Raw genomic sequence first — 25,186 nt, 5'->3', positions numbered from 1 at the left:
ATTAAAAGACCCAAAAAATGAAAAATAAAATCCTTTTTATTGTCCCAAGTTTGAAAAATGCGGGACCGGTTAACGTATGCCTTAATATCATCAAAAACCTGCCTGCGTTTTATGATATTGAAGTTCTGGCGCTGAATGGTGGTGAAAGGGAAGAGGAATTCGCCACGCGGGCTAAAATCACCGTCTTCAAACGTACCGCCATATTACAGATACTGAGATTTATCCGTAAAGGTGGCTTTTCGGTTATTCATAGCCACTGTACCGTCTCGGATATATTTAACTATTTATCGTTCCCCTCTGTACCACAAGTCACCACGATACATAACTATTTCGAAGTGGATTTTGTCCAGACCAAGGGATTCGTTAAAGGCATGCTCGAAGGCCTGGTCGGGCGTTATATGATTCGCCACTTTCATAAAGTCGCCTGTTCTTATGCGGTGATGAAACATTGCGTCAATTACCATGCGATGCATAACGTCACCGCCATTCCCAATGGGGTTGAGCAGCCGCGTCCACTACAACATCAGAATCATGACAATGAGATCCACTATTTTTATTTAGGTGTACTTAACAAAAGAAAGAATGTTCAGCAAATTCTTGAAGCCTTCAGTGGCTGGTGCCAGGGGAAAATGGCAAAGCTGCATATTATTGGAGCAGGTAGCGATGAAACGTTTCTGCGCCAAAAATTCAACAATGAGAAAATTATTTTTCATGGCAGTACCGACCAGCCGCATGCGGTGTATAAAGATTTTGATTGTTTTATCTCAGCGTCTCATGCCGAAGGGCTGCCATTAGCATTGATTGAGGCGATGGCTTCAGGAAAGACCTTTATCTGTTCAGATATCGAACCTCATCAAGAGGTACATAACGCCTTTGAACAAAAAAGCGGATATTTATTTAACAAAACCACGCATGGTTTGATCTGCTGCCTCAACGAGTACTACCTGTCCGATGAAAAAGCCAGTCTGGCGGATAACGCCAAAAATAATTATTTAAAAAATTACTCAGCCAAAAAAATGGCACTTAGCTACAGCGAACTTTACCAAAAAATCTAAATTATTCTACACACAGCAAAAGGTGACTTATGTTACAACAACATTTTTCCGTGTTGATGTCCCTATATTACAAAGAAAGTGCTGAGAACCTGGATAGTTGTTTTCGTAGTCTGGAACAGCAAACTCTTCAGCCAACCGAAATAATTCTGGTTATGGATGGACCTGTTGGACCCTTACTGGAAAAGGTGGTTTCACGCTGGGAAGATAAACTCCCCATCCACCGGGTGCAACTGGAAATGAATATTGGTCTGGGATTAGCACTGGCTGAAGGGATGAAACATTGCTCATATGAATATATTGCCCGAATGGATACCGATGATATATGCCTGCCGCACCGTTTCCAGCGGCAAATGACATTTATGTCAGAAAACAATGATGTGGCCTTGTTGGGTTCCGCAGTGATTGAATTTGATGAAGAAGGTCAACATCGACTTAAACGCTTACCTGAACTGCACGCTGACATTAAACATTTCTCACGGTTCAAAAATCCGTTTAATCATATGAGTGTCGTGTTTAGAAAATCCGTAGTGGATCACGTTGGAGGTTATCAACATCATCTATTTATGGAGGATTACAATCTGTGGTTAAGAATAATCGCAGAAAATTACACAACACATAATTTAACAGATATTCTGTTGAACGTGCGGGCAGGCTCTGGCATGTTAAAGAAACGCAGGGGTTTGAACTACATCAAAAGTGAAGTCTCTCTTTTTAATTTGAAACGCAAATTGAAAACGGCTTCGGTAGTTAACAACCTTGCGGCTTTTCTCGTTAGGGTATCTACCCGCGTCGCACCAGAAAAATTTCTTGAGCTTCTGTATCGTGTAGACAGAGCCAAAATTTAATTTTTTACTTTTCATCCCATCATACTTATTTTTTAAATAATAAAATTTTGTTCTTACAGGATATTGCTGTGAACAGGATTAATGACTATCCGGCGTAAGGTGAATCATGACGAACATCATTCGTAGCCTCAAACTGACATTATCTGAAGTTAAAATGAATCCTGGCATCAAATCCAAGCTGGTTGTACTGCTGTACCGCCTGGCTTCTTTACATGCTAAACGGGTGCGGGTGTTTTATCCCATCACGCTGGCTTTTGTTATTCTGCATAAGTTCTTTAACGAGTTTATGTTTGGCGTGGAGATCTCCTATCGGACCAGGATCGGTCATGGATTTGTTATCTGGCATGCTTACTCCGTCATCATTAACAGCGGTTGCGTGATTGGAAAAAACTTCAATATTCGACAATGCTGCACCGTCGGAGGGAATAGATTGCCGTACCCTAAACATTTTATCATTGGTGATAATGTTTCTATGGGCGTTAACTCCTGCATCCTCGGTGATGATATTGAAATTGGCCACAATGTCATGATTGGCGCAGGGGCCATTGTCATGACCAATATTGCTGATGACCACTACGTGGTCGCACAGAAACCTTTTATTAAAACTCGTAAGTTTCAATCAGACGCGGTGCGTGTAGCCTGAAAGGTATCCCAGAATGAAGTTTATCTATGTTGATCCTTCAGCGACGGTTCCGGGTAACGGGAGCCTGGAAAAACCTTATCGCACGATGGATGAGGTAATTTCATCCGGCGTTAGCCATCCTGTCACCGTATCAATTAAACGTGGCACACATTTCTACTGGTCCTATATCAGCCAGAATGTAATGGCTTTTTTCTTAAATCGTTCTGGCACGCAGAGTGTTCTGACATCCTATGGTGAGGGTGCTTACCCGATTTGGTATCCTAAAGACGCTGCCACACGTCACACTGATACCCTTTTCCAGAATTTTAATATCAACTCGTTACAGCTTTCCTCTCCCCCTGGTGAACAACATACCGGTGGCTATTTGTATGGTTCGCTCAGAGGGGATGCCAATGGGGTTTGCAATCTGGAAATTCACCATATTAACTTTATTGGTGATCCGGCCGCGATAGCAGGCTCCGCTCCCGCCAAAGAAGTGGCATGTATCCACCTGACCGTTAAAGACAAAACAAACATCGCCCACAAAGTTTTTATTCATGATATCTATGGCGATAACATTAATTGCGGCATATTCATTCGCGGCAACCCCCATCTTTCAGAGCCTGATACCTATTATGGTGATCAAAGAAAAAGCTATGGGGTACGTATTCTTGATGTTTCTTTCACCAACATTGTTAATTACGGTGTCTTATTGTCTGGTGCGGCCAGTAAAAATAAAAACCGTGATGTTCGTGGAGATGAATGGGAATCTGGCTGGGATAATATTTATTACTCGTCCTACCGTACCAATGTGTATAACCCGATAAAAGATCCCCATGCATGGACCACCGCCCGTGCGGATGTCCCGCTGTGGATGACCATGTGCGCTTACGCCACCGGGCAGAATTTTGAGGTGCATGGGTCCGGGCCAGCCGCGCCCGATCGCTATGCGTTAGATTTGGATTATCACTGCAATCATTGCCTGTTACGTTGGGGTTATCTGACCAATAATGCCAAGCCGTTTATGTTCGTTCAGGGTCCCTTCTCCAACAGTTGGTATCATGCTAACGGTTATAAGCCGCTCAATGATGACATCTATACGCTCTACCATACCCTTGGCCTGGGTTGTGTGAATAACGTGATTGAATACATTGTTTCCTATAACGATGGCGTCGCGCGAACACAACGCAGCGAGGATATTTACTGGAAAAAAGCCTGTTGTTTTTGGTATTGCTATAACAATGTGGTGCGAAATTGCCTGTTTATTGACACCGTTTCTCAGGCCAATGACCATGTTCTTTTCTGCAACCCACGCAAAGAGGACAATCCAGCCGCCCTTGCCATGACGCTGGAGAATTGTATTTTTTACTGGAAACACCGTGACAATTCCAATCTGATCAGCCCTGCGGAAGTGTCCGAATTTGGCACGTTGCTGACCAAATACGCCTTCAAAAACTGCATCTTTTACTCTGAAGCCTGGTCATCCGCCGCTCCCGCCGCCCTGGCGGGTGTCTCCACCAGCGAGCTGCAATATGTCGATCCTAAATTCCGCTTTACCCTCCCCCTCGTGCCGCCGGCGGGTATGAAGGAAGCAAAAAATATCCTGCAACTCGCCAGCGATTCACCCGCCCTTAAAACCGGGACAACCAATACCGGCCTGGATATATGGGGAAACACTGGCAACAACATTGGCTGGCAGCAGCAACCGGCGGCGTTGTAATAATAAACAGACGGTGAGACATCATGACTCTATCAAGAAGACGTCTTTTGAACTGGATTGTGCCTTCGACACTACTGGCGTTGTTCTCAAACCGCAGTTCTGCATCCAACTCCAGTGATGTCAGGATAAATCACCCTCCCTTACCCGCGACGGCAGCGCCAGACACATTACGTACTGAGATTGGCAAAGAGAATGGATTCGAACTGGTTGGCGGTTTCTTTACCGGCGAAGGCAAGCAAGTGGCGGGCAGTGGAACAACGTCGGTGTTTGACCGGGTCAAGCAACGCGGGCAGTTTGATATCGTACAAGGCGTTTCGGACCCTAAAGGGATCGCTGGCTTAACATTTGGCGGGCCAGATAACCGGGGGGCGTTAATTATTGATGAACGTGGGCGTCTCCAGACGTATGCCACGAAAGAGGGAAAGCCCACGGCGGCCAGAGTGGCCATCCCGTTCAGTGAACCCTATGGACAAGGTATCGCTGGCTGGAATGGCAGCATATTGCGCTTACCCTTCTCCGGTGCCGAAGATGACACGCTGCATTCCTCGTTAATCTTTCTGCCCAAAGCCGACGGTTCAGCTGACATGTATATTGCCGGACCGGGGCAATATACCGACTACGGCACTCCCTATGCGGGATCGGGCGTGGTTGCTCCGCGTGCCTTAACGGATAAGGATTTAATCGCGCCGTTGAGGAAGGGAAATGTGCAGCCCACAATCTGGCTCAGCCAACCCAGTTGGGTAACGTTATTCACCCTGAAAACCGGTGTAAGAAATTCAGGCCCGAACTTCACCGGATTTTTTATCTCCGGGGGAACCCTGGCAGAGTCAATCTATACCTATCTGATTCAATGCAATGATATTTTTGTCTCATCGCTCAATGCCGCGACGGTGAAGCATGTCTTGCGTATCACTAACTTACGCGATCCCTCGGACTACCGACACGACACCGCAAACCTGACGCAATTTGGCTACGTCTACAACACGTCGGACAATACGTTAACGGTCTACGCCAAAATTGCCGCCCGTAACGAAGGTGCGACCTTCATTCCACTTCGCTATGCCGAGGCAGGAAATTCAGGGGAAGAGAAAGTCGTTCTTCATCAAGCGGGCGATGGGCCACTGAACAGAGAGCCTGAAGGTATTGTGTATGTTGAGGAAGAAAATTCTTTAACCTCAAATACCTATATCCCCCTTAATGATGGCCGTGTGGTGAAAACATCCGGGGCAGTAATCCGCATCTCTGACTCCATAGCCGCCGCGACCCGATCGCCGGTGCAGGATGCGTTTAAACAGAACGATGACTTTAGCGCGGTTAATCGGGGTTACGCGCAGTCCGGCAAGTTGACCGCGACAAAAGAAGCGACGGGAAAATATAAGATCATCGGCACATCAATCGTCACGAAAAAATCTTTATGGAAAATCAGTAATCCGGTGATTGCAGGCGGAGCAGGCATCCAGAATCTGGCGGCGACTATCGAGTCTGATTCTTACAACACGATTGTGATTGGTGTCAGGGCGCTGAAATACACCCTGAACGGTTCTGAGGGCACCATAACCGCCGCCCTCGGTGACTACACCGACATTCCAGCTGACAGCTGGGTCGATATCCACACCACGTTGCAATGATCGGGTGCCAGCATAGTAACGCTGGCCCCCTTCCATTAACGCAACGGCACCTCGCGCAATGCCTGGCGAATAAAGCCATTGTTGTGGCTGAGCAGCGCTTGTGCTTCTGCCGCCGGCAAACCGGCGAGTACCATCACAATCGCGGTTTTGCAGTGTCCCTGGCAGGCCGCCAGCGCCTGCTGCGCAGTAGCGTCATCGCATTCGGTTGCCTGTTTAACGATATTAATCTGCCGCTGTACCAGCTTCTGGTTAGTCGCTTCGACATCCACCATCAGGTTGCCGTATACCTTACCGCTACGGATCATCGCGCCGGTGGTCAACATATTCAGTACCAGCTTTTGCGCTGTGCCCGCTTTCATACGCGAAGAACCGGTGACCACTTCCGGCCCCACCACTGGGGTCAGAGCCACATCGGCCACCTGCGCCATCGCGCTGTTCGGGTTGCAGGTTAAGGCGGCACTAAAGGCTCCCACCTGTTTGGCATAATCGAGGGCACCCAGCACGTAAGGCGTGCGACCGCTGGCGGCGATGCCTACCAACACATCTTTGCTGCTGAACTGGATATCACGCAGATCCTGCGCACCTTGCTCATTATTATCCTCGGCATTTTCCACCGCCTGCAAAATTGCGGTGTGACCTCCGGCGATCAGCCCTACCACCTGGCTGCGCGGGGTGCCAAAGGTAGGTGGGCATTCACTGGCATCGAGGATCCCGAGACGACCTGAGGTACCCGCTCCGCAATAGATGAGACGGCCCCCCTGACTGAAGGCGGCGGTGATGGCATCCACCACCTCGGCAATCTGCGGCACAATCGCTTCTACCGCCAGCGCCACTTTCTTATCTTCGTCATTGATAACGCGCAGCATCGCTTCCGTCGACAGCTCATCAATCTGTTGGCTGGCCGGGTTACGCCCCTCAGTAATCATCTGGCTGAGATCGATTTTCATACAGGTTCCGCTAAGAGAATAATTTATTCTTGAAACTATATATCAAACTGAATTGTTAATTCACCAGGTGAAAAGGGAAATTTTTCCGTTTTGCCCGGCGCAGGAATAAAAAAACCCGCCAGATGGCGGGTTTATGAGAGGCAGGTTACGCAGCGTTTTGCGTACGTAACTTAAGCTCGTAAGCGGCGGCTTGTTCGGTGTCGAACTGGTTTTCCCAACGGGCGATCACCAGTACCGCCAGCGCATTACCAATCACGTTCAACGCGGTACGCGCCATATCCATAATACGGTCAACACCGGCAATAAACGCCAGACCTTCCAACGGAATCCCGACACTCCCCAGCGTTGCCAGCAGCACCACGAAAGAGACGCCCGGTACGCCTGCAATCCCTTTCGAGGTCACCATCAACGTCAGCACCAGGATGATTTCATCGGTCAGCGACAGGTCAATGCCATACAACTGAGCAATGAAGATCGCCGCAATGCTCTGGTACAGCGTTGAGCCGTCAAGGTTGAACGAATAACCGGTTGGCACCACAAAGCTGGTGATAGCCTTCGGCGCGCCATAGGCTTCCATCTTCTGCATGATGCGCGGCAACACGGTTTCTGAGCTGGAGGTGGAGTAAGCCAGAATCAGTTCATCTTTCAAAATGCGCATCAGGGTGGTGATACGCAGTTTGCAGAAGCGCGCCACCGCCCCCAGCACCACAAAGGCGAAAAACAGAATCGCCACATACACCAACAACACCAGCTTGGCGAGCGGCCATAGTGAGGCGAAGCCGAAGTTAGCAATGGTGACGGCAATCAACGCAAATACGCCGACCGGTGCGTAACGCATGATCATATGCGTCACTTTAAACATGGTTTCAGAAACCGAACGGAACAGCCCGACCAGCGGATCACGATGTTCCGCAGGCAGAGAGGACAGCCCCAGACCAAACAGCACCGAGAAGAAGATAATCGGCAGCATGTCACCCTTCACCAGCGAGGCAAAAATGTTCTGCGGGATCAGTGACAAAATGGTGGTGACCAGGCTGTGCGGTGCACCCTGTACCGCCTGCGTTGTGGCTTCGTATTTAGAGATGTCCACCGTTGCCAGCGTTGACATATCAATGCCGCTGCCGGGTTGGAATACGTTGGCCAGCGTGATGCCGACCACAATGGCAATGGTGGTGATCACTTCAAAATAGACAATGGTTTTGACGCCAATACGTCCGAGTTTTTTCGCATCGCCCACGCCAGCAATGCCGACAATCAATGACGAAACCACAATCGGCACCACAATCATCTTAATCAGATGAATGAAGATGTCGCCCGCCGGGCTGAGAATATTGGTGATTAACCATTCACGATCGTCCGGTTGATTATGCAACACCGTACCGACCACGACGCCCAGAATCAGCGCAATCAATATCTGCCAGGCGAGGCTGAGTTTAAAACCTTTCATAACGCGTTACTTTCCTCAGTTAAAACCCCTTTGCTCTGCTGCGAAGGAGCAGAAGACGAAACACACAGGGAAGTGAGCAAAAGCCCGATAAAATAGAGGGTTATTATGGACTGCATCCGATACTACCTTGCGTGCATTTTGCACGCGTCCTGTGATGCAGCCTGAGTGGATACTGGCTTGCCAGGGGCGAGATAAGTACCATTTTCACTACGGTAAATGCAACCCCTGGCGGGTTCGCTTAATTCTTATCCTGCGCTGTAGCATAAAATGCTGATCCGGGGAGAAAACCATAACCCGCTGTTATGAAAAGTTTTAATTCGATAATTTTCCGCATAGCTATGCAAAATCGCGTAAAAAGCAGCCGGGCGCGTTTGCTGATATTTTGTTCAGAAATTTCTCAGAGTTAGCACCTGCTGCGCCTGATGATTCCATGATATTTGCCAAACGAATACCCACAGGCTTAGGCCGTGATCCAGTCTGCAAAACCGAAACAAAGCCGCAGGGTCGGGCTTCAATTAACCATTGATTGACATATGATTAACATCTTCAAGGAGGTCAGCCATGAGCCAAATTCACAAGCATCCCGTTCCTGCTGCGATTGCCGAGAACGCCCTGATTAATGCAGAGCAATATGCAGCGATGTACCAACAGTCGGTTGACGATCCCGAAACCTTTTGGGGCGAGCAAGGCAAAATTCTCGACTGGATTACTCCCTATAGCAAAGTGAAGAACACCTCCTTTGCGCCGGGTAATATCGCCATTCGCTGGTATGAAGATGGCACGCTCAACCTCGCGGCCAACTGCCTTGATCGTCACCTGCAAACCCGTGGTGACCATCCTGCCATCATCTGGGAAGGCGATGACGCCAACGAAAGTAAGACCCTGACCTTCCGTCAGTTACACGCTGAAGTGTGTCGTTTTGCCAACGTGCTCAGCAGCCTGGGGGTGAAGAAAGGCGATGTGGTCGCCATCTATATGCCAATGGTGCCGGAAGCCGCGATTGCCATGCTGGCCTGCGCGCGCATCGGAGCGGTGCATTCGGTGATTTTTGGCGGTTTCTCACCAGAGGCCGTCGCCGGACGCATCATCGATTCAAACGCCAAATTGGTGATTACCGCCGATGAAGGCATTCGCGCCGGACGCAGCATTGCGCTGAAGAAAAACGTGGATGATGCCCTGAATAACCCAAATGTCACCAGCGTGAAGAACGTGGTGGTGTTCCAACGCACCGGTAAAGATACCGGCTGGCGCGAAGGCCGAGACCTGTGGTGGCATGACCTGATGGCAGGTGCCAGCGACCAGCATCAAGCGGTAGCGATGAATGCCGAAGATCCGCTGTTTATTCTCTATACCTCCGGCTCTACCGGTAAGCCAAAAGGCGTGCTGCATACCACCGGGGGCTATCTGGTGTATGCCGCTACCACTTTTAAGTATGTTTTTGATTATCATCCGGAAGACGTTTACTGGTGCACCGCCGATGTCGGCTGGGTTACCGGACACAGCTATCTGATTTATGGTCCACTGGCGTGTGGTGCTACCACGCTGATGTTTGAAGGTGTGCCGAACTGGCCGAAGCCGAGCCGCATGGCGGAAGTGGTCGATAAACACAAAGTGACCCTGCTCTACACCGCCCCCACCGCGATTCGCGCGCTGATGGCCGAAGGCGACAAGGCGATTGAAGGGACTAACCGCAGCAGCCTGCGCATTATGGGTTCGGTGGGTGAGCCGATTAACCCGGAAGCCTGGGAGTGGTACTACAACAAGATTGGTGATGGTCGCTGCCCGATTGTCGATACCTGGTGGCAGACCGAAACCGGTGGTTTCATGATCACCCCACTGCCGGGCGCTATCGAGTTGAAAGCAGGTTCCGCCACTAAACCGTTCTTCGGTGTGCAACCGGCGCTGGTCGATAACGAAGGCAATACCCTGGATGGCGCGACGGAAGGCAACCTGGTGATTGTTGATTCGTGGCCGGGTCAGGCGCGTACCTTGTTTGGCGATCATGAACGTTTCGAGCAGACCTACTTCTCCACCTTCAAGCACCGTTACTTCAGCGGTGACGGCGCACGCCGGGATGAAGATGGTTACTACTGGATCACCGGGCGTGTTGATGACGTGCTGAACGTCTCCGGTCACCGCCTCGGCACCGCAGAAATTGAATCAGCGCTGGTGTCACATCCGAAGATTGCTGAAGCGGCGGTGGTGGGGATTCCACACAGCATTAAAGGTCAGGCGATCTATGCTTACATTACGCTGAATCACGGCGAGGAGCCGTCGCCAGAACTCTACACCGAGGTCCGTAACTGGGTGCGTAAAGAGATTGGCCCGCTTGCCACCCCAGACGTACTGCACTGGACCGACTCGCTGCCGAAAACCCGCTCCGGTAAAATCATGCGCCGTATCCTGCGTAAGATCGCCACCGGTGATACCAGCAATCTGGGCGATACCTCCACGCTGGCCGATCCAGGCGTGGTAGAAAAATTACTGGAAGAGAAACAGTCGATAAAAATGCCGTAAATAGTCATCAGATAAATACGTAGCGGCGCAATTTATCGCACGCTGTACTGATTAAAAGCGCGATAAATCGCGCCGCTACGAATATAACCCGGCAATGCGGTTCAGCCTGTCCCCACAGGCTCCGCATCGTCAACCCTGCCCTCCGTCGTACTCGTCAACATCGCATTTACTAAATAATTAGAACATTCAGTCAGTTAACATCACTTTTCGGTGAGGTTACTGCCTGCCTTGCCTCTGGAGAAACTGTGATGAACGAAGCCGTAAACCAACAGGAAGCTGTGTGGCAACAAATCGAGAGCAATCCGCGCTTTCAGGAGCTGGTACATAAACGCCAGTCCTTTGCGCTGGCGCTCAGCCTGATCATGCTGGTGTTATACGTCGGTTTTATCCTGCTGATCGCCTTCGCCCCCGCCTGGCTTGGTACGCCGCTCCATCCCGGCACTAACGTCACGCGAGGTATCCCCATCGGCATCGGCCTGATTGTGATCTCTTTTGTGCTGACGGGAATTTATGTCTGGCGTGCCAACGGTGAATTTGATCGTCTGACCCAACAAATTCTGCGCGAGGTGAAATCATGAAGCGTCTGCTCCCACTGTTCCTCGCCGCCGCCCCCATCAGCGCCTTTGCCGCCGATGCCATTACCGGTGCGGTGCAGAAACAACCCATCAATTACGGCGCCATTATTATGTTTGTGGTGTTCGTCGCCGCGACCCTCGGGATTACGTATTGGGCTTCCAAACGTACCCGTTCTCGCAGCGATTACTATACCGCAGGCGGCAATATCACCGGTTTTCAGAACGGGCTGGCGATGGCAGGCGATTATATGTCCGCAGCCTCGTTTCTCGGCATCTCCGCCCTGGTTTACACCTCCGGTTATGACGGCCTGATCTATTCGCTCGGCTTTCTGGTGGGCTGGCCGATGATCCTGTTTCTGATTGCCGAGCGTTTACGCAACCTGGGTCGCTATACCTTTGCTGATGTGGCCTCCTATCGTCTGGAGCAAAAACCCATTCGCACCCTCTCCGCTTGCGGTTCACTGGTGGTGGTGGCGCTGTATCTGATTGCGCAGATGGTCGGTGCCGGTAAGTTGATTCAGCTCCTGTTCGGCCTTAATTACCATATTGCCGTCATTCTGGTGGGCATCCTGATGGTGATGTATGTGCTGTTCGGCGGCATGCTGGCGACCACCTGGGTGCAAATCATCAAAGCCGTGCTGCTGCTGTTTGGCGCGACCTTTATGGCTGTCATGGTGATGAAAACCGCAGGTTTCAGCTTCAACACGCTGTTTACTGAAGCGATGGCCGTGCACCCGAAAGGCGCGGCCATTATGCAGCCGGGCGGGTTGGTGAAAGATCCGATCTCAGCGCTGTCGCTCGGACTGGCCCTGATGTTTGGTACCGCCGGTTTACCGCATATTCTGATGCGCTTCTTCACGGTGGCCGATGCGCGTGAGGCGCGTAAAAGTGTGTTCTGGGCCACCGGTTTTATGGGCTATTTCTACTTCCTCACCTTTATTATCGGTTTCGGCGCGATCTTGCTGGTAGGGGCCAATCCCGCCTTTAAAGATGCCAGCGGCGCGCTGATTGGCGGCACCAATATGGCGGCAGTCCATCTGGCGGATGCAGTGGGTGGCAGCCTGTTCCTTGGCTTTATCTCTGCTGTGGCATTCGCCACCATTCTGGCGGTGGTGGCCGGGTTAACGCTGGCGGGGGCTTCTGCGGTTTCTCATGACCTTTATGCCAGCGTGATCCGCAAAGGCAAGGCCACCGAACGCGAGGAACTGCATGTCTCGAAAGTCACGGTGCTGGTGCTTGGCATCGTAGCGATTGCGCTGGGGATTTTGTTTGAGAAGCAGAATATCGCCTTTATGGTCGGCCTGGCGTTCTCTATCGCGGCCAGCTGTAACTTCCCGATTATTTTGCTGTCGATGTACTGGTCGAAGCTGACTACACGCGGCGCAATGATTGGTGGCTGGCTGGGCTTGCTGACGGCGGTGGTGTTGATGATTCTTGGACCGACCATCTGGGTGCAGGTTCTGGGTCATGCCGCGCCAATCTATCCGTATGAGTATCCGGCGTTGTTCTCAATACTGGCCGCGTTTATCGGCACCTGGCTGTTTTCCATTACCGACCATTCGGAACAGGGGGCCATTGAACGTCAACGCTTCCGTGGACAGTTTATTCGTTCTCAGACCGGCGTGGGGATTTCGCAGGGGAAAGCGCACTGACGCCCTCACCCTAACCCTCTCCCACAAGTGGGAGAGGGAATATATGGTTCCCCTCCCTCTCCCACTTGTGGGAGAGGGAATGGTCCGTGCAAAGCTGGCATATCGCACACCTCCCTCTCCCTTATGGGAGAGGGCCGGGGTGAGGGTCACAGCGCGCAGAGGACTCTAACCACAGAGGATTAAAAACGCAGTGACGCCCCAACATACGGGCCATCGGCCAGCACGTTGTCTTTACGGCTGCCTTTGTTGTTCAGCTCGATATACTGATAACCCACACGTACGTTCAACAGCGAGATCGGGGTGAAGCTCAGGCCGCCAGACACTTCCTGGTAGCTGTCGAGATGATCAGAGAAGGATTCCGGTGCATAGTAGTAGCCACCATACAGGCCCCACATGCTATTGAAGTTGTACTGCGCACCCGCACCCACTGCCACGGCAAATCCGTCTTTACCATCTTCCGGGTGGGTAAACAGCGCTTTCGCCGTCGGAGCCAGACGCAGGTTACCAAAATCAACGTTGTAACCCAGACCCAAACCGTAAGTGCTGCCGTCATGATCGCTGCGCAGCCAGTTGCCATTAAGGAACAGACCCGGTGAGTTGGTACCGAGGCCAAGGTTGAGGTTGGTGGTGTGTTCACCCACGTCAACACTGCCCTCAATCGCCTGCGCGCCGCTGCTCAACAGAGCCAGACCCAGTACGCTTCCTGTAACAAGTTGCTTTAACATGTAATTCCACTCCATGAAGGACAATCAATTCGGCGGAAAGGGTAAACAGCCAGGCGGCAGGAAACAACTTTATTTGGCAAGCTTTACGTAAACAGGAATGACAGCAACATGCCAAACGGCCCTTGCGGGCCGTTAATTTGGCAGATTACGCCTGCCACATCAGATGCCCCAGCAAGGGGGCAAGGATCACCGTCACCACACCAGAAAGCATCATCACCAGGCTGGAAACCACCCCTTCCTGCTGACCTATCTGGTAAGCGCGCGCCGTACCGGCACCGTGCGAGGCAGCGCCGAAACCGGCCCCCTTCGCCACACCCTGTTTGATCGCGATACGCAGGAACAGAAAATCCCCTACCGCCATGCCAAACACCCCGGTGATCACCACAAACAGCGCCACCAGATCCGGCTGACCGCCAATCGGTTTCGCCGCCGCCAGCGCAAACGGCGTGGTGATGGAGCGCACGGCCAGGCTGCGCTGAATAGATTCCGGCAGAGTAAGCAAACGCGCCAGCCACACCGAGCTGCACACCGACACCAGCGTCGCGGTCGCCACCCCCAAACTGAGCGATAACCAATGGCGTTTGATAATCTCCTGGTTTTCATACACCGGCACCGCAAAGGCCAGCGTTGCCGGGCCAAGCAGCCACAGCAGCCAGTGGCTTTCGGCGATGTAATCTTTCCAGCTCACATGGGTAATCAGCAGCAGTACCACCAACACCAGCGGCGTCATCACCAACGGCATCAGCAGCAAAGTGCGCCAGCGCTGGTACAAACGTTTGTTGAGGTAATAAACCAGCAGCGTCAGCGCCAGACAAAGCAGGCTAATGATCAGATCATTCATGATGCGCCTGCTTACGCGCTGCACGCGCCATTTCAAAACGGTAAACGCGATCAACCACCAGCGAGGTAGCCGCCAACACCAACAGGGTGCTGATGCCAATCACCAGACAGATGCGCCAACCCTCGCTGCGCAACAAATCGCTGTAGTTCACCACCGCCACCACCGCCGGGACAAAGAACAACAACATCTCGGCCAGCAGCCAGTTAGCGCCCGCCTTCACCCAGCGCAGCGGTATCACGCGCGTCATAATCAACACCAACAACAGCAACATGCCAACGACATTGGCAGGCAGCGGCAAATGCAGCCAACCCACCAGTTTATCGCTGGCGATAAACAATCCCACGTACAGCACCAACTGTAGCGGGACGAAAATACGTTGCAGGATGTCCGTTCTGCGCGGACTCAATGCGAACGCCATTTTCTTCACTCCCCCGTAAATAAATCAGGTGTTCAGTATAAAACGCAGGCAGAGTGTGAAAAAAATGAATTAATATTATTCAAACTATGCCAATCAGGAATACTTCTATGGACGTCCGCGCCCTGCGCTACTTTACCGAAGTGGTGCGCCAACAAAGCTTCACCCGCGCCGCGCAGAAGCTTTACGTCACACAGCCCACCATCAGTAAAATGCTGCGCCAACTGGAAGAGGAGCTGGGCTGCACGCTGCTGCTGCGCGACGGTCGCAAGCTGCATCTTACCGATAGCGGCCAGGCGGTTTATCAGCGTGGGTTGGCGATTTTGCAGGAGTTTCACCAACTGGAAGCTGAGATCGGTGACATCACCCAACTGAAGACCGGCGAGCTGCGGCTGGGCATTCCGCCAATGGTGGGGATGCAAATTGCCGGTTCCATCTCTGCCTTCCGCCGCCGTTATCCGGGTGTGGAACTGAAAATCGCCGAGTTTGGCGGCCTGACGGTGCAGCAGGCGGTGCTGGATGGCAGCCTCGATATCGCGCTGACGGCGCTGCCGGTCGACGCCGATTTGCCACTGAATACGCTGGAGTTGATGCACCATCCGTTATGCGTTTTGCTGCCGCGCACCGCGCCCTGGCTCAATCGTACCCATCTGGGGCTGGGTGAGCTGGCGGAACATCCGTTGCTGATTTTCAACGAAGAATTTTCGCTCAATCGCCAGTTAATGAAGGCCTTTCATCGTCTTGGGTTGACGGCAAATATCGCGGTGCGCAGCGGTCAATGGGACTTCCTCGCCGCGATGGTGCAGGCGGAAATGGGGTTGGCGATCCTGCCGGAACCGATTTGCCAACGGCTGGATAAGCAATCACTGCTGTGGCTGCCGCTGGAATCAGAGCTGAAGTGGAGCCTGGGATTGATCTGGCGGGAAGGCAGTTATTTGTCACGTAGCGCTCAGGCGTGGATTGCCTGCTGTCGTGAGCACTGGCCGGATAATGCGCCGCGAATCTCAGTCTGATTCGCGGCGCAGCGGTTACTCTTCTTTCTCGATCAGCAAAGCTTCCAGCAGGTCGAGATCGCGCAACAATTTCTGCATGGTTTCGTTGGAGATTTGCTGGGTGGCGCGCAGGTGATACACCTCGGCGCGCTCGGCGCGGATCGCCGTCAGACGGAAGCGGCGTTCAAGGTTCTCCGCAAACAGCGCCTGCTCCAGCTCCTCTTTCCCGACCACGCGACGGCGCAGATTGCCGATCACCCGCAGGCTGACCTCTTTCAACAGCTCCGGATCGATGTTTTCTTCGGTGTCTTTTTCCAGCCGGGCTTCCATCTTTTGCAGGCTTTCGATCGCCACGCTGGCCATCGCGGCACGCGCGCTTTGAATTTCGCGTCGATGGCCTGCTTTATCGGTGCTCTCCATGCCGCGCAGCAGGATGGGTAACAGCACCACACCAACCAGCAGCGAAAACAGGATCACGCCGGTAGAGAGGAATACCAACTCGTAGCGCGCCGGGAACGGGTCACCGTTGCTGAGGAACAGCGGAATTGACAGCACACCGGCAAGGGTAATCGCCCCGCGCACCCCGGCAAACGAGGCAATCAGCAGTTCGCGCAGGGAGTAGCTGGCAAATTCCAGCGGCTTTTTCTTGAGGAAACGCAGGCTGGCGCGTTTCATCATCCACAGCCAGCCAAAACGCACCACCATCAGCGCGGCATACACCAACACGATGTCGGTGAACAGCATCCACAGCTCGACATTGGGATCGGCGTTGGCCTGTGCCACCGAGGTATCAATAATGCCCGGCAGTTGCAGGCCGAGCATCAGGAACACCATGCCGTTGAAGACAAATTCCAGCATCTGCCACACGCTGTTGGCGCGTAAACGCATCGCCAGCGGAGCCTGGCGGATGATACCGGAACGGGTGATGGTCATACCGGCCGCCACTGCCGCGAGGATACCGGAGACACCAAGGTGTTCCGCAATCAGATAGGAGGCAAACGGCAGCAGCAGCAATAACACCGTCTGCGTTGCCGGATCGTCACCGCTCCAGCGACTCAGCAGACGCAGCGAGCGGCCATACAGCCAGCAAACCGCGACCCCGGCCACCAGGCCGCCAACCGCCACTTTGAGGAACTCGACGCTGGCACCGCCCCAGGTGAAGACCATAGTGCCCATCGCCACGGCGACAGCAAACTTGAGAGACACCAGGCCGGATGCATCGTTCATCAGGGCTTCGCCCTGCACAATCGACATGATTTTTTTCGGGATGCGCCCTTCTCCAACGATACCGGAGAGCGCCACCGCATCGGTCGGTGACAGTACCGCCGCCAGCGCAAAGGCCGGAATCAGCGGGATACCCGGCACCAGCCAGTAAATCAGATAGCCGATACCCACCACGGTGATCAGCACCAGCACCAGCGCCAGTCCGATGATCTCACGACCGTGATGCAGAAATTCGTTAATCGGTGTTTTCCAGCCGTCGGCGAACAGCAAGGGCGGAATAAACAGCACCAGAAACAGTTCGGGATCAAAATCGACATGCAGACCAAAGGTCGGCCAGGCGAGCATTGCACCGGCCGCGATCTGCACCAGCGGCAGCGGGATTTGAAACGGCAAGATACGTGCCGCAACACCAGAGAGCGACACAACCAGTGTCATGATGAGAATAGTAAAGAAGATTTCCATGCTTTCCTTAGGCGAATCATTTTCGTTAAAGCGATGTTTGTTGCGCAGGAAAGTGTAAAACAAAACGCCGCACGACGGGAAAACCCGACGTGCGGCAGTACAAGGAAAGCGAATAATTCGGATTTCAGGAAAATTTCAGGTCAGATGGCCCAGCCACCGGCGTAGAAAGCCACCAACGCCACAGCAATCACCACCGTACCGATATTCAGCTTGCGCCACTCACCGGCAAACAGGCGACCAATCACCAACGCCGCAAAGCCAAGCATAATGCCGGTGACGATGTTGCAGGTCAGCACGATAAACACCGCCGTCAGCAGGCCGGACATGGCATCAACGAAATCATTGAAATCGATTTTCGCCACGTTGCTGAGCATCAGCAGACCGACATACATCAGCGCCGGAGCAGTAGCATATGCCGGCACCAGATACGCCAGCGGCGACATAAACAGAATCACCATGAACAACAGACCCACTACCACCGCCGTCAGACCGGTTTTACCGCCCGCCGCCGTACCGGCCGCCGATTCGATATAGACCGCCGCCGGGGAAGCGCCCACCAGACCGGCAAACAGGCTGCTGACAGAATCGGTGGTCAGGGCGCGGCCACCATTGATGATCTGGCCGTCTTTATCCAGCAGATTAGCCTGGCCGGCCACCGCCCGGATGGTGCCGGTAGCATCAAACACCGCCGTCATCACCAGCGCCAGCACCGTCGGCAGCACCGCGGGTTTGAGCGCGCCCATGATATCGAGGCTGAACACCAGCGACTGACCGCTGGCATCTTTCAGGCTCGGCATGGCAAACAGCCCCTGATATTTCACTGCCGGATCAAAAATCAGTCCGACAATCGAGATCGCCACAATGGTCAGCAAAATGCCGCCAGGGACACGGCGCTTCTCCAGCCCGAAGATCGCCGCCAGACCCACCAGCGCCATAATCACCGGGAAGGAGGCGAAGTGGCCCAGTTCAACCGGCAAACCCGCCGCCGGGTTTTTCACCACCAGGCCAACGCTGTCAGCCGCGATCAGCAACAGAAACAGGCCAATACCGATGCCGGTACCATGCGCTACGCCCATTGGCAGGTTGCGCAGAATCCATGCGCGGATGCCGGTCACCGAAATCAGGGTGAACAGCAGCCCCATCAGGAACACCGCACCAAGCGCCACCGGCACGCTGATGTGCTGACCTAGCACCAGGCTAAAGGCGGTAAACGCCGTCAGCGAGATAGCGCAGCCAATCGCCATCGGCAGGTTGGCCCACAACCCCATGATGATCGAACCGAAACTCGCCACCAGGCAGGTAGCGACGAATACCGCGGTCGGTGAGAAGCCCGCTTTGCCGAGCATACCCGGCACCACGATGACGGAGTAGACCATCGCCAGGAAGGTGGTTAAGCCCGCCAGCACTTCCTGACGCACGCTACTGCCGCGTGCTGAAATATTGAACCAGCCGTCCAGTTTTCCACTGACCGGGCGAGATTCGCCAGACATAATTAATCCTCTGAATTTTTGCTGTTGTGAGTGGCCGCACGACTGACGTTTGCCTGCCATCCTGGTGCACGTTTCTCCAACGGAGAAACAACGCAAACGTTTACGTAGTCGCGTATTTCTGGTCGTAAAAGGGGGAACTCAGAAAAAAGGCAAACGATTATCCGGTGATTGGCCTGAGATTTTCAACTGCTAATCTGCATCGATACAGGATAATCCTCATTGCATAACAGAAATGCAACGTAGTTCCGCTGCCCCGGCGTGCGCGAGTTTCAGTGGAACAGACTGGAAATTATAGGAATTTTTATGCGCATTTTTGTTGCGCAACCAAATGATAGCCGGGTTGCGCAACATGATTATTGGCTGAAATTGATCGGGCCACCCTGCTCAATCGCCCGCTGCCAGGCGGCGCGTTGTTCCAGCCCTTCCAGCCAGTGCTGACTGGCAGGCATATCACGCAGGCCGGTACGCGCACGCATCGCCAGCAGCGGAAAACTCATCTGAATATCGGCGATGCTAAAACGATTACCGGCGAAGTAAGGGTGCTGACTCAGGTGCTGTTCAATCACATCCCCATGTAATCTCAACTGCTTGTTCAGCCAGGCTTTCTGAATCCCGGCGCTCAGAGCCTTACCGGCCGGGCGCAACAGCCAGGGCACCGGTTTTTTACCCAACTGCCCGAACACCAGTTTCATCACCAGCAGGGGCATCAACGACCCCTCGGCGTAATGCAGCCAGTAACGCGCCGCAATTTGCGCATCTTCATCGGACAGCTTTAATCGATATTCGGCGTCATATTTGTCAGCCAGATACTCCAGGATTGCGCCGGATTCCGCGATCACGCGATTGCCATCGGTGATCACCGGAGATTTCCCCAACGGATGGACTTTCTTCAACGACTCGGGCGCCAGCAGGGTGCCTTCACGTTGGTAACGTTTGATCTGATAAGGCACTGACAGCTCTTCCAGCAGCCACAGCACCCGATGTGAACGAGAATTTTCAAGATGGTGAACGGTGATCATCATGGCTTCCTGACCAATGGTTGGACCAGCAAGTATAGATGATGTCGCCTCAGCGTTTCTGCTCGTCCTGTTGCGGATCGAGCAAAACCGCCCCCGAACCTTGCTCGCCCAAACGGTCGCCAGGGTTACGCAATGGACAGTCACGCATTGACAGGCAACCACAGCCGATACAGCCATCAAGATCGTTACGCAGCCGCGTCAGGGTTTCAATGCGTTTATCCAGTTCCTCACGCCAGTGCTGCGTCAGCGCATCCCATTCCTGGGTCGACATGCGCTTGTTAGCCGGCACATGCATCAGACTGTCGCTGACCGTGGCGAGGGGAATACCGATGCGCTGCGCAATTTTAATGATCGCCACGCGGCGTAGCACATCACGGCTGTAACGCCGTTGGTTGCCGTTGTTACGCGTACTGGAGATCAATCCTTTGGTTTCGTAAAAGTGCAAAGCCGACACCGCCACACCGCTGCGCTTCGCCACTTCACCCGGCGTCAGCACCGGTTTCGGGTAGTTGCGTTCTTTTTTCATTTCGCTCTTTACCTCAAGTTAACTTGAGGAATTATACTCGCTCCCCATTGAAACTTCGAATCTCTACTCAGAAGGATGTGGTTATGATGCAAGAGGAAATCATTCATTCACTGACTCACTGGATCGATCAGAATCTGGATAAAACCCTGTCGATTGATGAAGTAGCGGCGAAATCAGGTTATTCCAAATGGCACCTGCAACGTATGTTCCGTACCGTGACGAAACAAACGCTGGGCGGTTATATCCGCGAACGCCGCTTAACGTTGGCCGCTGAGGCTCTGCGTCAGACACAACGTCCGGTATTTGATATCGCTATGCAGTACGGCTACGACTCACAGCAAACCTTTTCCCGCGTGTTTCGCCGTCAGTTCTCGCAAACGCCCACCGCGTATCGCCATACCATGCGTCGCCAGGCGATGATTCAGCGCCCACGTCTGGTGAGCTTTGATTGCAACGAGAATATGGCCAGCTTTACCCAGCGTACTACCGGCGAGTGCTGCCCGGTTCGCTAACCTTGCCTGCGCGCCCCGCGCGGGCGCTCCCTGCCCTGTATATACGTGCGCGATAAATCGCGCCGCTACAAATCCGTGGTAACGCCATAAATTTCCGCATACTGCCGTTGCGGCGCGATTTATCGCGCGAATCCTCTACCTGCATCGATAAATTTTTTTCTACCATACCAGGTATAAATTTTGTTCAAACTTTCAAATCGGATGATATAATGTGACCCAAGTCACAGTTTAATGCGTAGTTCGACGGCCTGAAGGGCCTCCCTGACCTTCCTTCTCTGCCGCCAGTGATGTCCGATGAATGTCAGGGATGTTACTGATTCATAGAGGTTCGTTGCAGATGGCTACTTTAACCACCAGTCTTATCGTTATGCGCTGGGAATTGCTGAGCGCAGTAATGATGTTTTTCGCCAGCACCCTGAAAATTCGTTTTCGTCAGAACAGCCACCATGTGATGGCGCTGATGTGCGGCGGAATCGGCCTGGGTATGTCCTGCTGGTTTGTCACTGGCCTGATGGGGATCACCCTCAGTATGGAGAATCTGCATAACTTTATGGAAATCTCCAAAAATGCCTTTGTTGAGGTGATGAGCCAGACGCCTGCTGACTGGCCAATGCCTTAATCGCTACCCATAAAAAACCCCGCGTTGCGGGGTTTTTTATTTTGCTGTGTGATTTCAAATTTTCTTCAATACGGCCGGGATGTTGACATCCTCCACCGTTCCGTCGGGTGTCTGTGCACCAAGACGGTCCTGAATCCACATATCACCCATCATCTGATTAAGTCCACGATCCAGCCCGGTGACCATCCCCGCGCCAGGCGTAAAGGTCAGCTCACCAAAGAAAACCTGCTGCTCGTGGATATACCAGTCAACGCGCACATAATCGAAATCACTTGCCAGCTTCTTGCTCAAGACTAACGCGTGCTGTAACGCGGCCATTTGCGGCGAGATATCCAGGCCGGTATCACGAATCTTGTGATACGCCTCGTCTAAATTGTTAACGTAAAAGTTCATGGATAACAACGGTCTACATCGGTTGTAAATCACCTGAAGCACATATTCAAAGTTGCCGTCGCGTTTATTAAACATATGGAACTTGTAATCAATGGGCGCGTTTTTCCCATCACCAATGTATTTTTCTACCAGAATGCGCGGTTTGATATAGCGGTAGTGGATCTCGCGCGCTTCATCCGCATAGTCTTTTTTCAACCAGGTTTGACATTTACTGATGATCTGCTGTTTCTTCAGCGCATCTGGCTCTTCCAACAGGATTTCGACCATATTCGAACCGTGGTTCGGTTTGATGACCGTATTTTTCCAGCTCGACAGGGTATGCAGTGAATGAGGATCGCTGGTTTCATACACCAGCGGGATCAGATATTCGCTGCCCACCTTCTCAGCAACGTAATCACGCACCGAGTATTTATCCGACAGGCGACCATAGTTCTGGTAATCGCCATAGACAAACTTGCGATACAGCACCTTCTCATTAAACACCTTGGGCTGACGCAAATTAGGTAACCGACGAAACCTACGGAAGTAGTACAGACGGTCCTGGTAAGCCCAGGGCATTTTTTTGATGAAATACCGCACACTTCGTCTGAGTTCATCTTTCAACTTGAGCATATCTAACCTCATTTGTAGGTTTTGTAGTTGAGCGAGGAAACTTGAATCTTAAAAATGGCGCCATTTCTGAAGAAGTAATTCATCACCGTAAGGGACAGAAGTTCAGTAATGAAGACGCTCCAGGCGGCCCCCATGATGCCGTAGCCCTGAATAAGCCACCACGAGAGCGGCAGGCTGATCGCCATCAAGCAGATAATTTTTCTGAGCAGATAGTTAAACCCTCCTTCCTTGACCATGTAGCGGTACGCCACGGTTCCCATTGCGGAGAAGCTGGACGCTATCGACAACACGGTAATCAGACTTCCTGACTGCGTGTATTCGTGACCATACAAAGCAATGATGATTTTTTCGCCGTATAAGGCGATGACAAGTAACAAGAGCAATGAAACACCCAAAACATAACCGTTCAGGCGCGCCGTCAGCTTGATAGCAACGCTGCCGCGCTCCCTGAAAATCTCTGAAAAGCTGGAGGTGATAATGGCCAATGGAATGAAGGTCCATGAGGCCGATATGGTGTTGGCGGCGGCGAACAAGCCAAGCTCACGCGCCGAGGCAATACCCACCAGAAACATCTGCGCAGTTTTCACCTGTACCGAAATAAAAATGCTGGAGATCGCCAACGGCAAACCGGCATACAGCAGATAACGCAGATAAGCGCCGCGTTTGCTGCGTGCAGGTGCCTGCTCCTGGTTTTCACGGTAGAAGTTGTAGCGTTTGATGGCGTAGGGAACCAACGTCACCACCACAATCGATAAGGTCAGCCAGATGGGGTTGAGCCGGAACCAGGCAATGGCGAAACTGAGTGAAAAACCCAGCAGCAGACCGATTGAGTTGGCAATGGTATTGAGCCGTGAAGCCAGACGCGCGTTGTTATACACACTGAACGTGTCCTGGGTAACGAATACCGAAGCGATGAACGAAGCCAGCGCAAACGCAAGAAAGTTTTCCTGCATGTTGTACCAGACCCAAATCAACACCGGTACCGAGGTCAATACCAGGAGCGCAAATCGCAACGTGCGTGCCACGTTCATCAGGCGCACACCTTTTGGCTCACTTTTGCTGATGGTTTTGAACAGTATCGTTTCGGTGCCAAACATCGCTACGGTCTGCACCATAGAAAACAGTGAGGTGGAAAACGCCATTTGGCCGAACACCGTCGGGCCGAAGGATTTTGCCACATAGGAAGTCACAAATATGACGCCGAAAACCGAGACGATCTTCTCAGACATCATCCAGGCGGCATTTGACATTACGCTTAATTTCATCAACTCGTCCTTAGTATTACTTACTGCAACTACTTTCGGTACAACGTCCTTGAAAGAATTAAACAAGCGCTAATTGGGCCTGACTTAAATTAATATCTTCAAACCATGCTGGTCCGAAAAAGAGGACTCGCGTCAGGATTCAGACAATGAATTCAGGATAATTCTGATTAAATCCGGCGCGAAACCCTGTGGATGTAACCGATTTCAGTCAAAATATTGACCAAAAAGCTACTGGCATATCCTGGCGTTTTTGCAAGCAGGTTATGCCGTTTTTCCGATGAATGTATAATTTTTCCGCATTTGGGATGAAATGAATCTATATCAAAAACCCAACACCAGGAAGGCGTTCAATGGCAATCAGAATAAAATAAGACTTATCCCATGATGATATTTATTCTAAATATCTTAATTTAACCCTCGCAATTCTAATCGCGCACTTTAATACTGCATTAATAGTGTTTTTGCAGTACCAGATATTAATACAGTAATTCTCATCCACTAATTGATAAGAAAGGTAATAGCATTTATGAGAAAGTCACGATATAGCGAAGAGCAAATCACAAATGCCATTAAAGCTTCTGAAACAGGAGTGAAAGTCAGGGAGATTTGTGAGGAGCTTGGCATTTCCGAAGCCACTTTCTATAGCTGGAAGAAAAAATTCTCTGGACTCTCTTCTGAGGAGGGAAGAAAAATCAAAGAGTTAGAAGACAAACTTCAAACACTCACCCGCGAGTTGCAGACACTCAGCTCTGATAAGGAGATGCTGCAAAGCGTGCTGAAAAATTTCTTCACCACCAATGAAAAACGCCAGGCTGTTAACTTTCTGCAAACCACCTTCGACATAGGCACACGTCGCAGTTGCCGCTTGCTGGATATTAGCCGCAGCGTTTACCACTACCCGTCAGGTACAGAAAATCGCTAACAACATTAAGGCCGTTGTTATTTGACTTAATGCTGAGATTTGTTCTTACCAGAAGAGATGAAGATCATTTAATTCGGCGTTCGTGACATAACAATTCGCACCATTATTTCCTGATGAATAACATCACGAAATTACTTCTTTTTTTGCGGTAAAATTGATTC

General features: G+C 52.0%; 23 protein-coding genes. 12 read left to right on the top strand and 11 right to left on the bottom strand.

The annotated features are described in order from the left end of the window. Positions 1-17: 17 nt before the first annotated feature. The 5 genes from AC6I8N_RS01945 to AC6I8N_RS01925 all read left to right on the top strand — a co-directional run bounded on the left by AC6I8N_RS01945 (position 18) and on the right by AC6I8N_RS01925 (position 5,870). Positions 18-1,055, top strand: a complete 1,038-nt coding sequence (locus AC6I8N_RS01945; protein WP_497829930.1) for a glycosyltransferase family 4 protein — start codon at positions 18-20, stop codon at positions 1,053-1,055. 29 nt (positions 1,056-1,084) lie between these two features. After that, positions 1,085-1,900 (top strand): glycosyltransferase, encoded by an 816-nt coding sequence (locus AC6I8N_RS01940; protein ID WP_497829929.1) that lies wholly within the window; start codon positions 1,085-1,087, stop codon positions 1,898-1,900. Between the two features lie 106 nt (positions 1,901-2,006). Further along, complete coding sequence (locus tag AC6I8N_RS01935; RefSeq protein ID WP_208724628.1) at positions 2,007-2,543, top strand: serine acetyltransferase; 537 nt, start codon at positions 2,007-2,009, stop codon at positions 2,541-2,543. Between the two features lie 13 nt (positions 2,544-2,556). Beyond that, entirely contained in the window at positions 2,557-4,242 is a 1,686-nt protein-coding gene (locus AC6I8N_RS01930; protein WP_497829928.1) for a hypothetical protein, read from the top strand. A 23-nt stretch (positions 4,243-4,265) separates the two neighbouring features. Then, entirely contained in the window at positions 4,266-5,870 is a 1,605-nt protein-coding gene (locus AC6I8N_RS01925) for a hypothetical protein (protein WP_497829927.1), read from the top strand. 35 nt (positions 5,871-5,905) lie between these two features. On the opposite strand, the gene murQ is transcribed toward AC6I8N_RS01925, so the two are convergent. Then, positions 5,906-6,817 carry an N-acetylmuramic acid 6-phosphate etherase gene (murQ, locus tag AC6I8N_RS01920; RefSeq protein ID WP_497829926.1) on the bottom strand — a complete coding sequence of 304 codons (912 nt, stop codon included), beginning with the start codon at positions 6,815-6,817 and terminating at the stop codon, positions 5,906-5,908. A gap of 145 nt (positions 6,818-6,962) precedes the next feature. After that, a complete protein-coding gene (gltP, locus tag AC6I8N_RS01915) occupies positions 6,963-8,264 on the bottom strand; it encodes a glutamate/aspartate:proton symporter GltP (protein WP_021184117.1) in 1,302 nt (433 codons plus the stop codon). A 561-nt stretch (positions 8,265-8,825) separates the two neighbouring features. On the opposite strand from gltP, the gene acs reads away from it, so the two are divergent. From acs to actP, 3 genes are all read left to right on the top strand, one after another. Then, on the top strand, positions 8,826-10,781 hold the full coding sequence (acs, locus tag AC6I8N_RS01910; RefSeq protein WP_497829925.1) for an acetate--CoA ligase: 1,956 nt from the start codon (positions 8,826-8,828) through the stop codon (positions 10,779-10,781). A gap of 248 nt (positions 10,782-11,029) precedes the next feature. Beyond that, on the top strand, positions 11,030-11,359 hold the full coding sequence (locus AC6I8N_RS01905; RefSeq protein ID WP_497829924.1) for a DUF485 domain-containing protein: 330 nt from the start codon (positions 11,030-11,032) through the stop codon (positions 11,357-11,359). Then, positions 11,356-13,008 (top strand): cation/acetate symporter ActP, encoded by a 1,653-nt coding sequence (actP, locus tag AC6I8N_RS01900; protein ID WP_497829923.1) that lies wholly within the window; start codon positions 11,356-11,358, stop codon positions 13,006-13,008. Before AC6I8N_RS01905 ends, actP begins: the two co-directional genes overlap by 4 nt. A 179-nt stretch (positions 13,009-13,187) precedes the next feature. Here the strand turns inward: actP and AC6I8N_RS01895 are convergent, their stop codons facing one another. The 3 genes from AC6I8N_RS01895 to AC6I8N_RS01885 form a co-directional block, all read right to left on the bottom strand. After that, on the bottom strand, positions 13,188-13,733 hold the full coding sequence (locus tag AC6I8N_RS01895) for a YfaZ family outer membrane protein (RefSeq protein ID WP_021184112.1): 546 nt from the start codon (positions 13,731-13,733) through the stop codon (positions 13,188-13,190). A 145-nt stretch (positions 13,734-13,878) separates the two neighbouring features. After that, positions 13,879-14,574 (bottom strand): LrgB family protein, encoded by a 696-nt coding sequence (locus AC6I8N_RS01890; RefSeq protein ID WP_021184111.1) that lies wholly within the window; start codon positions 14,572-14,574, stop codon positions 13,879-13,881. Next, on the bottom strand, positions 14,567-14,992 hold the full coding sequence (locus AC6I8N_RS01885; RefSeq protein WP_021184110.1) for a CidA/LrgA family protein: 426 nt from the start codon (positions 14,990-14,992) through the stop codon (positions 14,567-14,569). The genes AC6I8N_RS01890 and AC6I8N_RS01885 overlap by 8 nt, the downstream gene beginning before the upstream one ends. 107 nt (positions 14,993-15,099) lie before the next feature. Between AC6I8N_RS01885 and AC6I8N_RS01880 the strand changes: the two genes are divergently transcribed. Beyond that, the gene (locus AC6I8N_RS01880) at positions 15,100-16,002 is read left to right on the top strand and encodes a LysR family transcriptional regulator (protein ID WP_021184109.1); all 903 of its coding nucleotides are present in this window, start codon (positions 15,100-15,102) and stop codon (positions 16,000-16,002) included. A 15-nt stretch (positions 16,003-16,017) separates the two neighbouring features. Here AC6I8N_RS01880 and AC6I8N_RS01875 read toward each other — a convergent pair whose 3' ends face one another. The 4 genes from AC6I8N_RS01875 to soxR form a co-directional block, all read right to left on the bottom strand. Then, a complete protein-coding gene (locus tag AC6I8N_RS01875; protein ID WP_497829922.1) occupies positions 16,018-17,667 on the bottom strand; it encodes a Na+/H+ antiporter in 1,650 nt (549 codons plus the stop codon). Between the two features lie 140 nt (positions 17,668-17,807). Further along, positions 17,808-19,157: an NCS2 family permease gene (locus AC6I8N_RS01870; protein WP_497829921.1), complete on the bottom strand. Its 1,350-nt coding sequence runs from the start codon at positions 19,155-19,157 to the stop codon at positions 17,808-17,810. Between the two features lie 353 nt (positions 19,158-19,510). After that, positions 19,511-20,176 carry a glutathione S-transferase family protein gene (locus AC6I8N_RS01865; protein ID WP_208725482.1) on the bottom strand — a complete coding sequence of 222 codons (666 nt, stop codon included), beginning with the start codon at positions 20,174-20,176 and terminating at the stop codon, positions 19,511-19,513. Positions 20,177-20,225: 49 nt separating this feature from the next. Continuing rightward, complete coding sequence (gene soxR, locus AC6I8N_RS01860) at positions 20,226-20,702, bottom strand: redox-sensitive transcriptional activator SoxR (RefSeq protein WP_013507513.1); 477 nt, start codon at positions 20,700-20,702, stop codon at positions 20,226-20,228. An 83-nt stretch (positions 20,703-20,785) separates the two neighbouring features. On the opposite strand from soxR, the gene soxS reads away from it, so the two are divergent. Beyond that, positions 20,786-21,214 carry a superoxide response transcriptional regulator SoxS gene (soxS, locus tag AC6I8N_RS01855; protein ID WP_021184105.1) on the top strand — a complete coding sequence of 143 codons (429 nt, stop codon included), beginning with the start codon at positions 20,786-20,788 and terminating at the stop codon, positions 21,212-21,214. Between the two features lie 337 nt (positions 21,215-21,551). Continuing rightward, positions 21,552-21,833 (top strand): YjcB family protein, encoded by a 282-nt coding sequence (locus tag AC6I8N_RS01850; RefSeq protein WP_013507511.1) that lies wholly within the window; start codon positions 21,552-21,554, stop codon positions 21,831-21,833. A gap of 54 nt (positions 21,834-21,887) precedes the next feature. Here the strand turns inward: AC6I8N_RS01850 and AC6I8N_RS01845 are convergent, their stop codons facing one another. Together AC6I8N_RS01845 and AC6I8N_RS01840 are read right to left on the bottom strand one after the other, a co-directional pair. Next, positions 21,888-22,838 carry an ATP-grasp fold amidoligase family protein gene (locus AC6I8N_RS01845; RefSeq protein ID WP_021184103.1) on the bottom strand — a complete coding sequence of 317 codons (951 nt, stop codon included), beginning with the start codon at positions 22,836-22,838 and terminating at the stop codon, positions 21,888-21,890. Positions 22,839-22,846: 8 nt separating this feature from the next. Beyond that, the gene (locus tag AC6I8N_RS01840; RefSeq protein ID WP_021184102.1) at positions 22,847-24,103 is read right to left on the bottom strand and encodes an MATE family efflux transporter; all 1,257 of its coding nucleotides are present in this window, start codon (positions 24,101-24,103) and stop codon (positions 22,847-22,849) included. A 526-nt stretch (positions 24,104-24,629) separates the two neighbouring features. Here AC6I8N_RS01840 and AC6I8N_RS01835 point away from each other — a divergent pair. Next, positions 24,630-25,025, top strand: a complete 396-nt coding sequence (locus tag AC6I8N_RS01835; protein WP_021184101.1) for a transposase — start codon at positions 24,630-24,632, stop codon at positions 25,023-25,025. Positions 25,026-25,186 lie beyond the last annotated feature (161 nt).

This window comes from Pantoea sp. X-Soil-TKNS-1279 (assembly GCF_059730565.1).
Note: the sequence above shows the minus strand (reverse complement) of the source record. Positions and strands in the feature narration are given on the sequence as shown.

What these genes read in the sequence shown, in the direction of transcription:
- AC6I8N_RS01845 (WP_021184103.1), bottom strand. Translation starts at nt 22,838, where the DNA reads ATGCTCAAGTTGAAAGATGAACTCAGACGAAGTGTGCGGTATTTCATC.
- actP (WP_497829923.1), top strand. Translation starts at nt 11,356, where the DNA reads ATGAAGCGTCTGCTCCCACTGTTCCTCGCCGCCGCCCCCATCAGCGCC.
- AC6I8N_RS01865 (WP_208725482.1), bottom strand. Translation starts at nt 20,176, where the DNA reads ATGATCACCGTTCACCATCTTGAAAATTCTCGTTCACATCGGGTGCTG.
- acs (WP_497829925.1), top strand. Translation starts at nt 8,826, where the DNA reads ATGAGCCAAATTCACAAGCATCCCGTTCCTGCTGCGATTGCCGAGAAC.
- AC6I8N_RS01895 (WP_021184112.1), bottom strand. Translation starts at nt 13,733, where the DNA reads ATGTTAAAGCAACTTGTTACAGGAAGCGTACTGGGTCTGGCTCTGTTG.
- AC6I8N_RS01885 (WP_021184110.1), bottom strand. Translation starts at nt 14,992, where the DNA reads ATGGCGTTCGCATTGAGTCCGCGCAGAACGGACATCCTGCAACGTATT.
- gltP (WP_021184117.1), bottom strand. Translation starts at nt 8,264, where the DNA reads ATGAAAGGTTTTAAACTCAGCCTCGCCTGGCAGATATTGATTGCGCTG.
- AC6I8N_RS01840 (WP_021184102.1), bottom strand. Translation starts at nt 24,103, where the DNA reads ATGAAATTAAGCGTAATGTCAAATGCCGCCTGGATGATGTCTGAGAAG.
- AC6I8N_RS01925 (WP_497829927.1), top strand. Translation starts at nt 4,266, where the DNA reads ATGACTCTATCAAGAAGACGTCTTTTGAACTGGATTGTGCCTTCGACA.
- soxS (WP_021184105.1), top strand. Translation starts at nt 20,786, where the DNA reads ATGATGCAAGAGGAAATCATTCATTCACTGACTCACTGGATCGATCAG.
- soxR (WP_013507513.1), bottom strand. Translation starts at nt 20,702, where the DNA reads ATGAAAAAAGAACGCAACTACCCGAAACCGGTGCTGACGCCGGGTGAA.
- AC6I8N_RS01880 (WP_021184109.1), top strand. Translation starts at nt 15,100, where the DNA reads ATGGACGTCCGCGCCCTGCGCTACTTTACCGAAGTGGTGCGCCAACAA.
- AC6I8N_RS01870 (WP_497829921.1), bottom strand. Translation starts at nt 19,157, where the DNA reads ATGTCTGGCGAATCTCGCCCGGTCAGTGGAAAACTGGACGGCTGGTTC.
- AC6I8N_RS01905 (WP_497829924.1), top strand. Translation starts at nt 11,030, where the DNA reads ATGAACGAAGCCGTAAACCAACAGGAAGCTGTGTGGCAACAAATCGAG.
- AC6I8N_RS01940 (WP_497829929.1), top strand. Translation starts at nt 1,085, where the DNA reads ATGTTACAACAACATTTTTCCGTGTTGATGTCCCTATATTACAAAGAA.
- AC6I8N_RS01875 (WP_497829922.1), bottom strand. Translation starts at nt 17,667, where the DNA reads ATGGAAATCTTCTTTACTATTCTCATCATGACACTGGTTGTGTCGCTC.
- AC6I8N_RS01835 (WP_021184101.1), top strand. Translation starts at nt 24,630, where the DNA reads ATGAGAAAGTCACGATATAGCGAAGAGCAAATCACAAATGCCATTAAA.
- AC6I8N_RS01930 (WP_497829928.1), top strand. Translation starts at nt 2,557, where the DNA reads ATGAAGTTTATCTATGTTGATCCTTCAGCGACGGTTCCGGGTAACGGG.
- AC6I8N_RS01850 (WP_013507511.1), top strand. Translation starts at nt 21,552, where the DNA reads ATGGCTACTTTAACCACCAGTCTTATCGTTATGCGCTGGGAATTGCTG.
- murQ (WP_497829926.1), bottom strand. Translation starts at nt 6,817, where the DNA reads ATGAAAATCGATCTCAGCCAGATGATTACTGAGGGGCGTAACCCGGCC.
- AC6I8N_RS01945 (WP_497829930.1), top strand. Translation starts at nt 18, where the DNA reads ATGAAAAATAAAATCCTTTTTATTGTCCCAAGTTTGAAAAATGCGGGA.
- AC6I8N_RS01890 (WP_021184111.1), bottom strand. Translation starts at nt 14,574, where the DNA reads ATGAATGATCTGATCATTAGCCTGCTTTGTCTGGCGCTGACGCTGCTG.
- AC6I8N_RS01935 (WP_208724628.1), top strand. Translation starts at nt 2,007, where the DNA reads ATGACGAACATCATTCGTAGCCTCAAACTGACATTATCTGAAGTTAAA.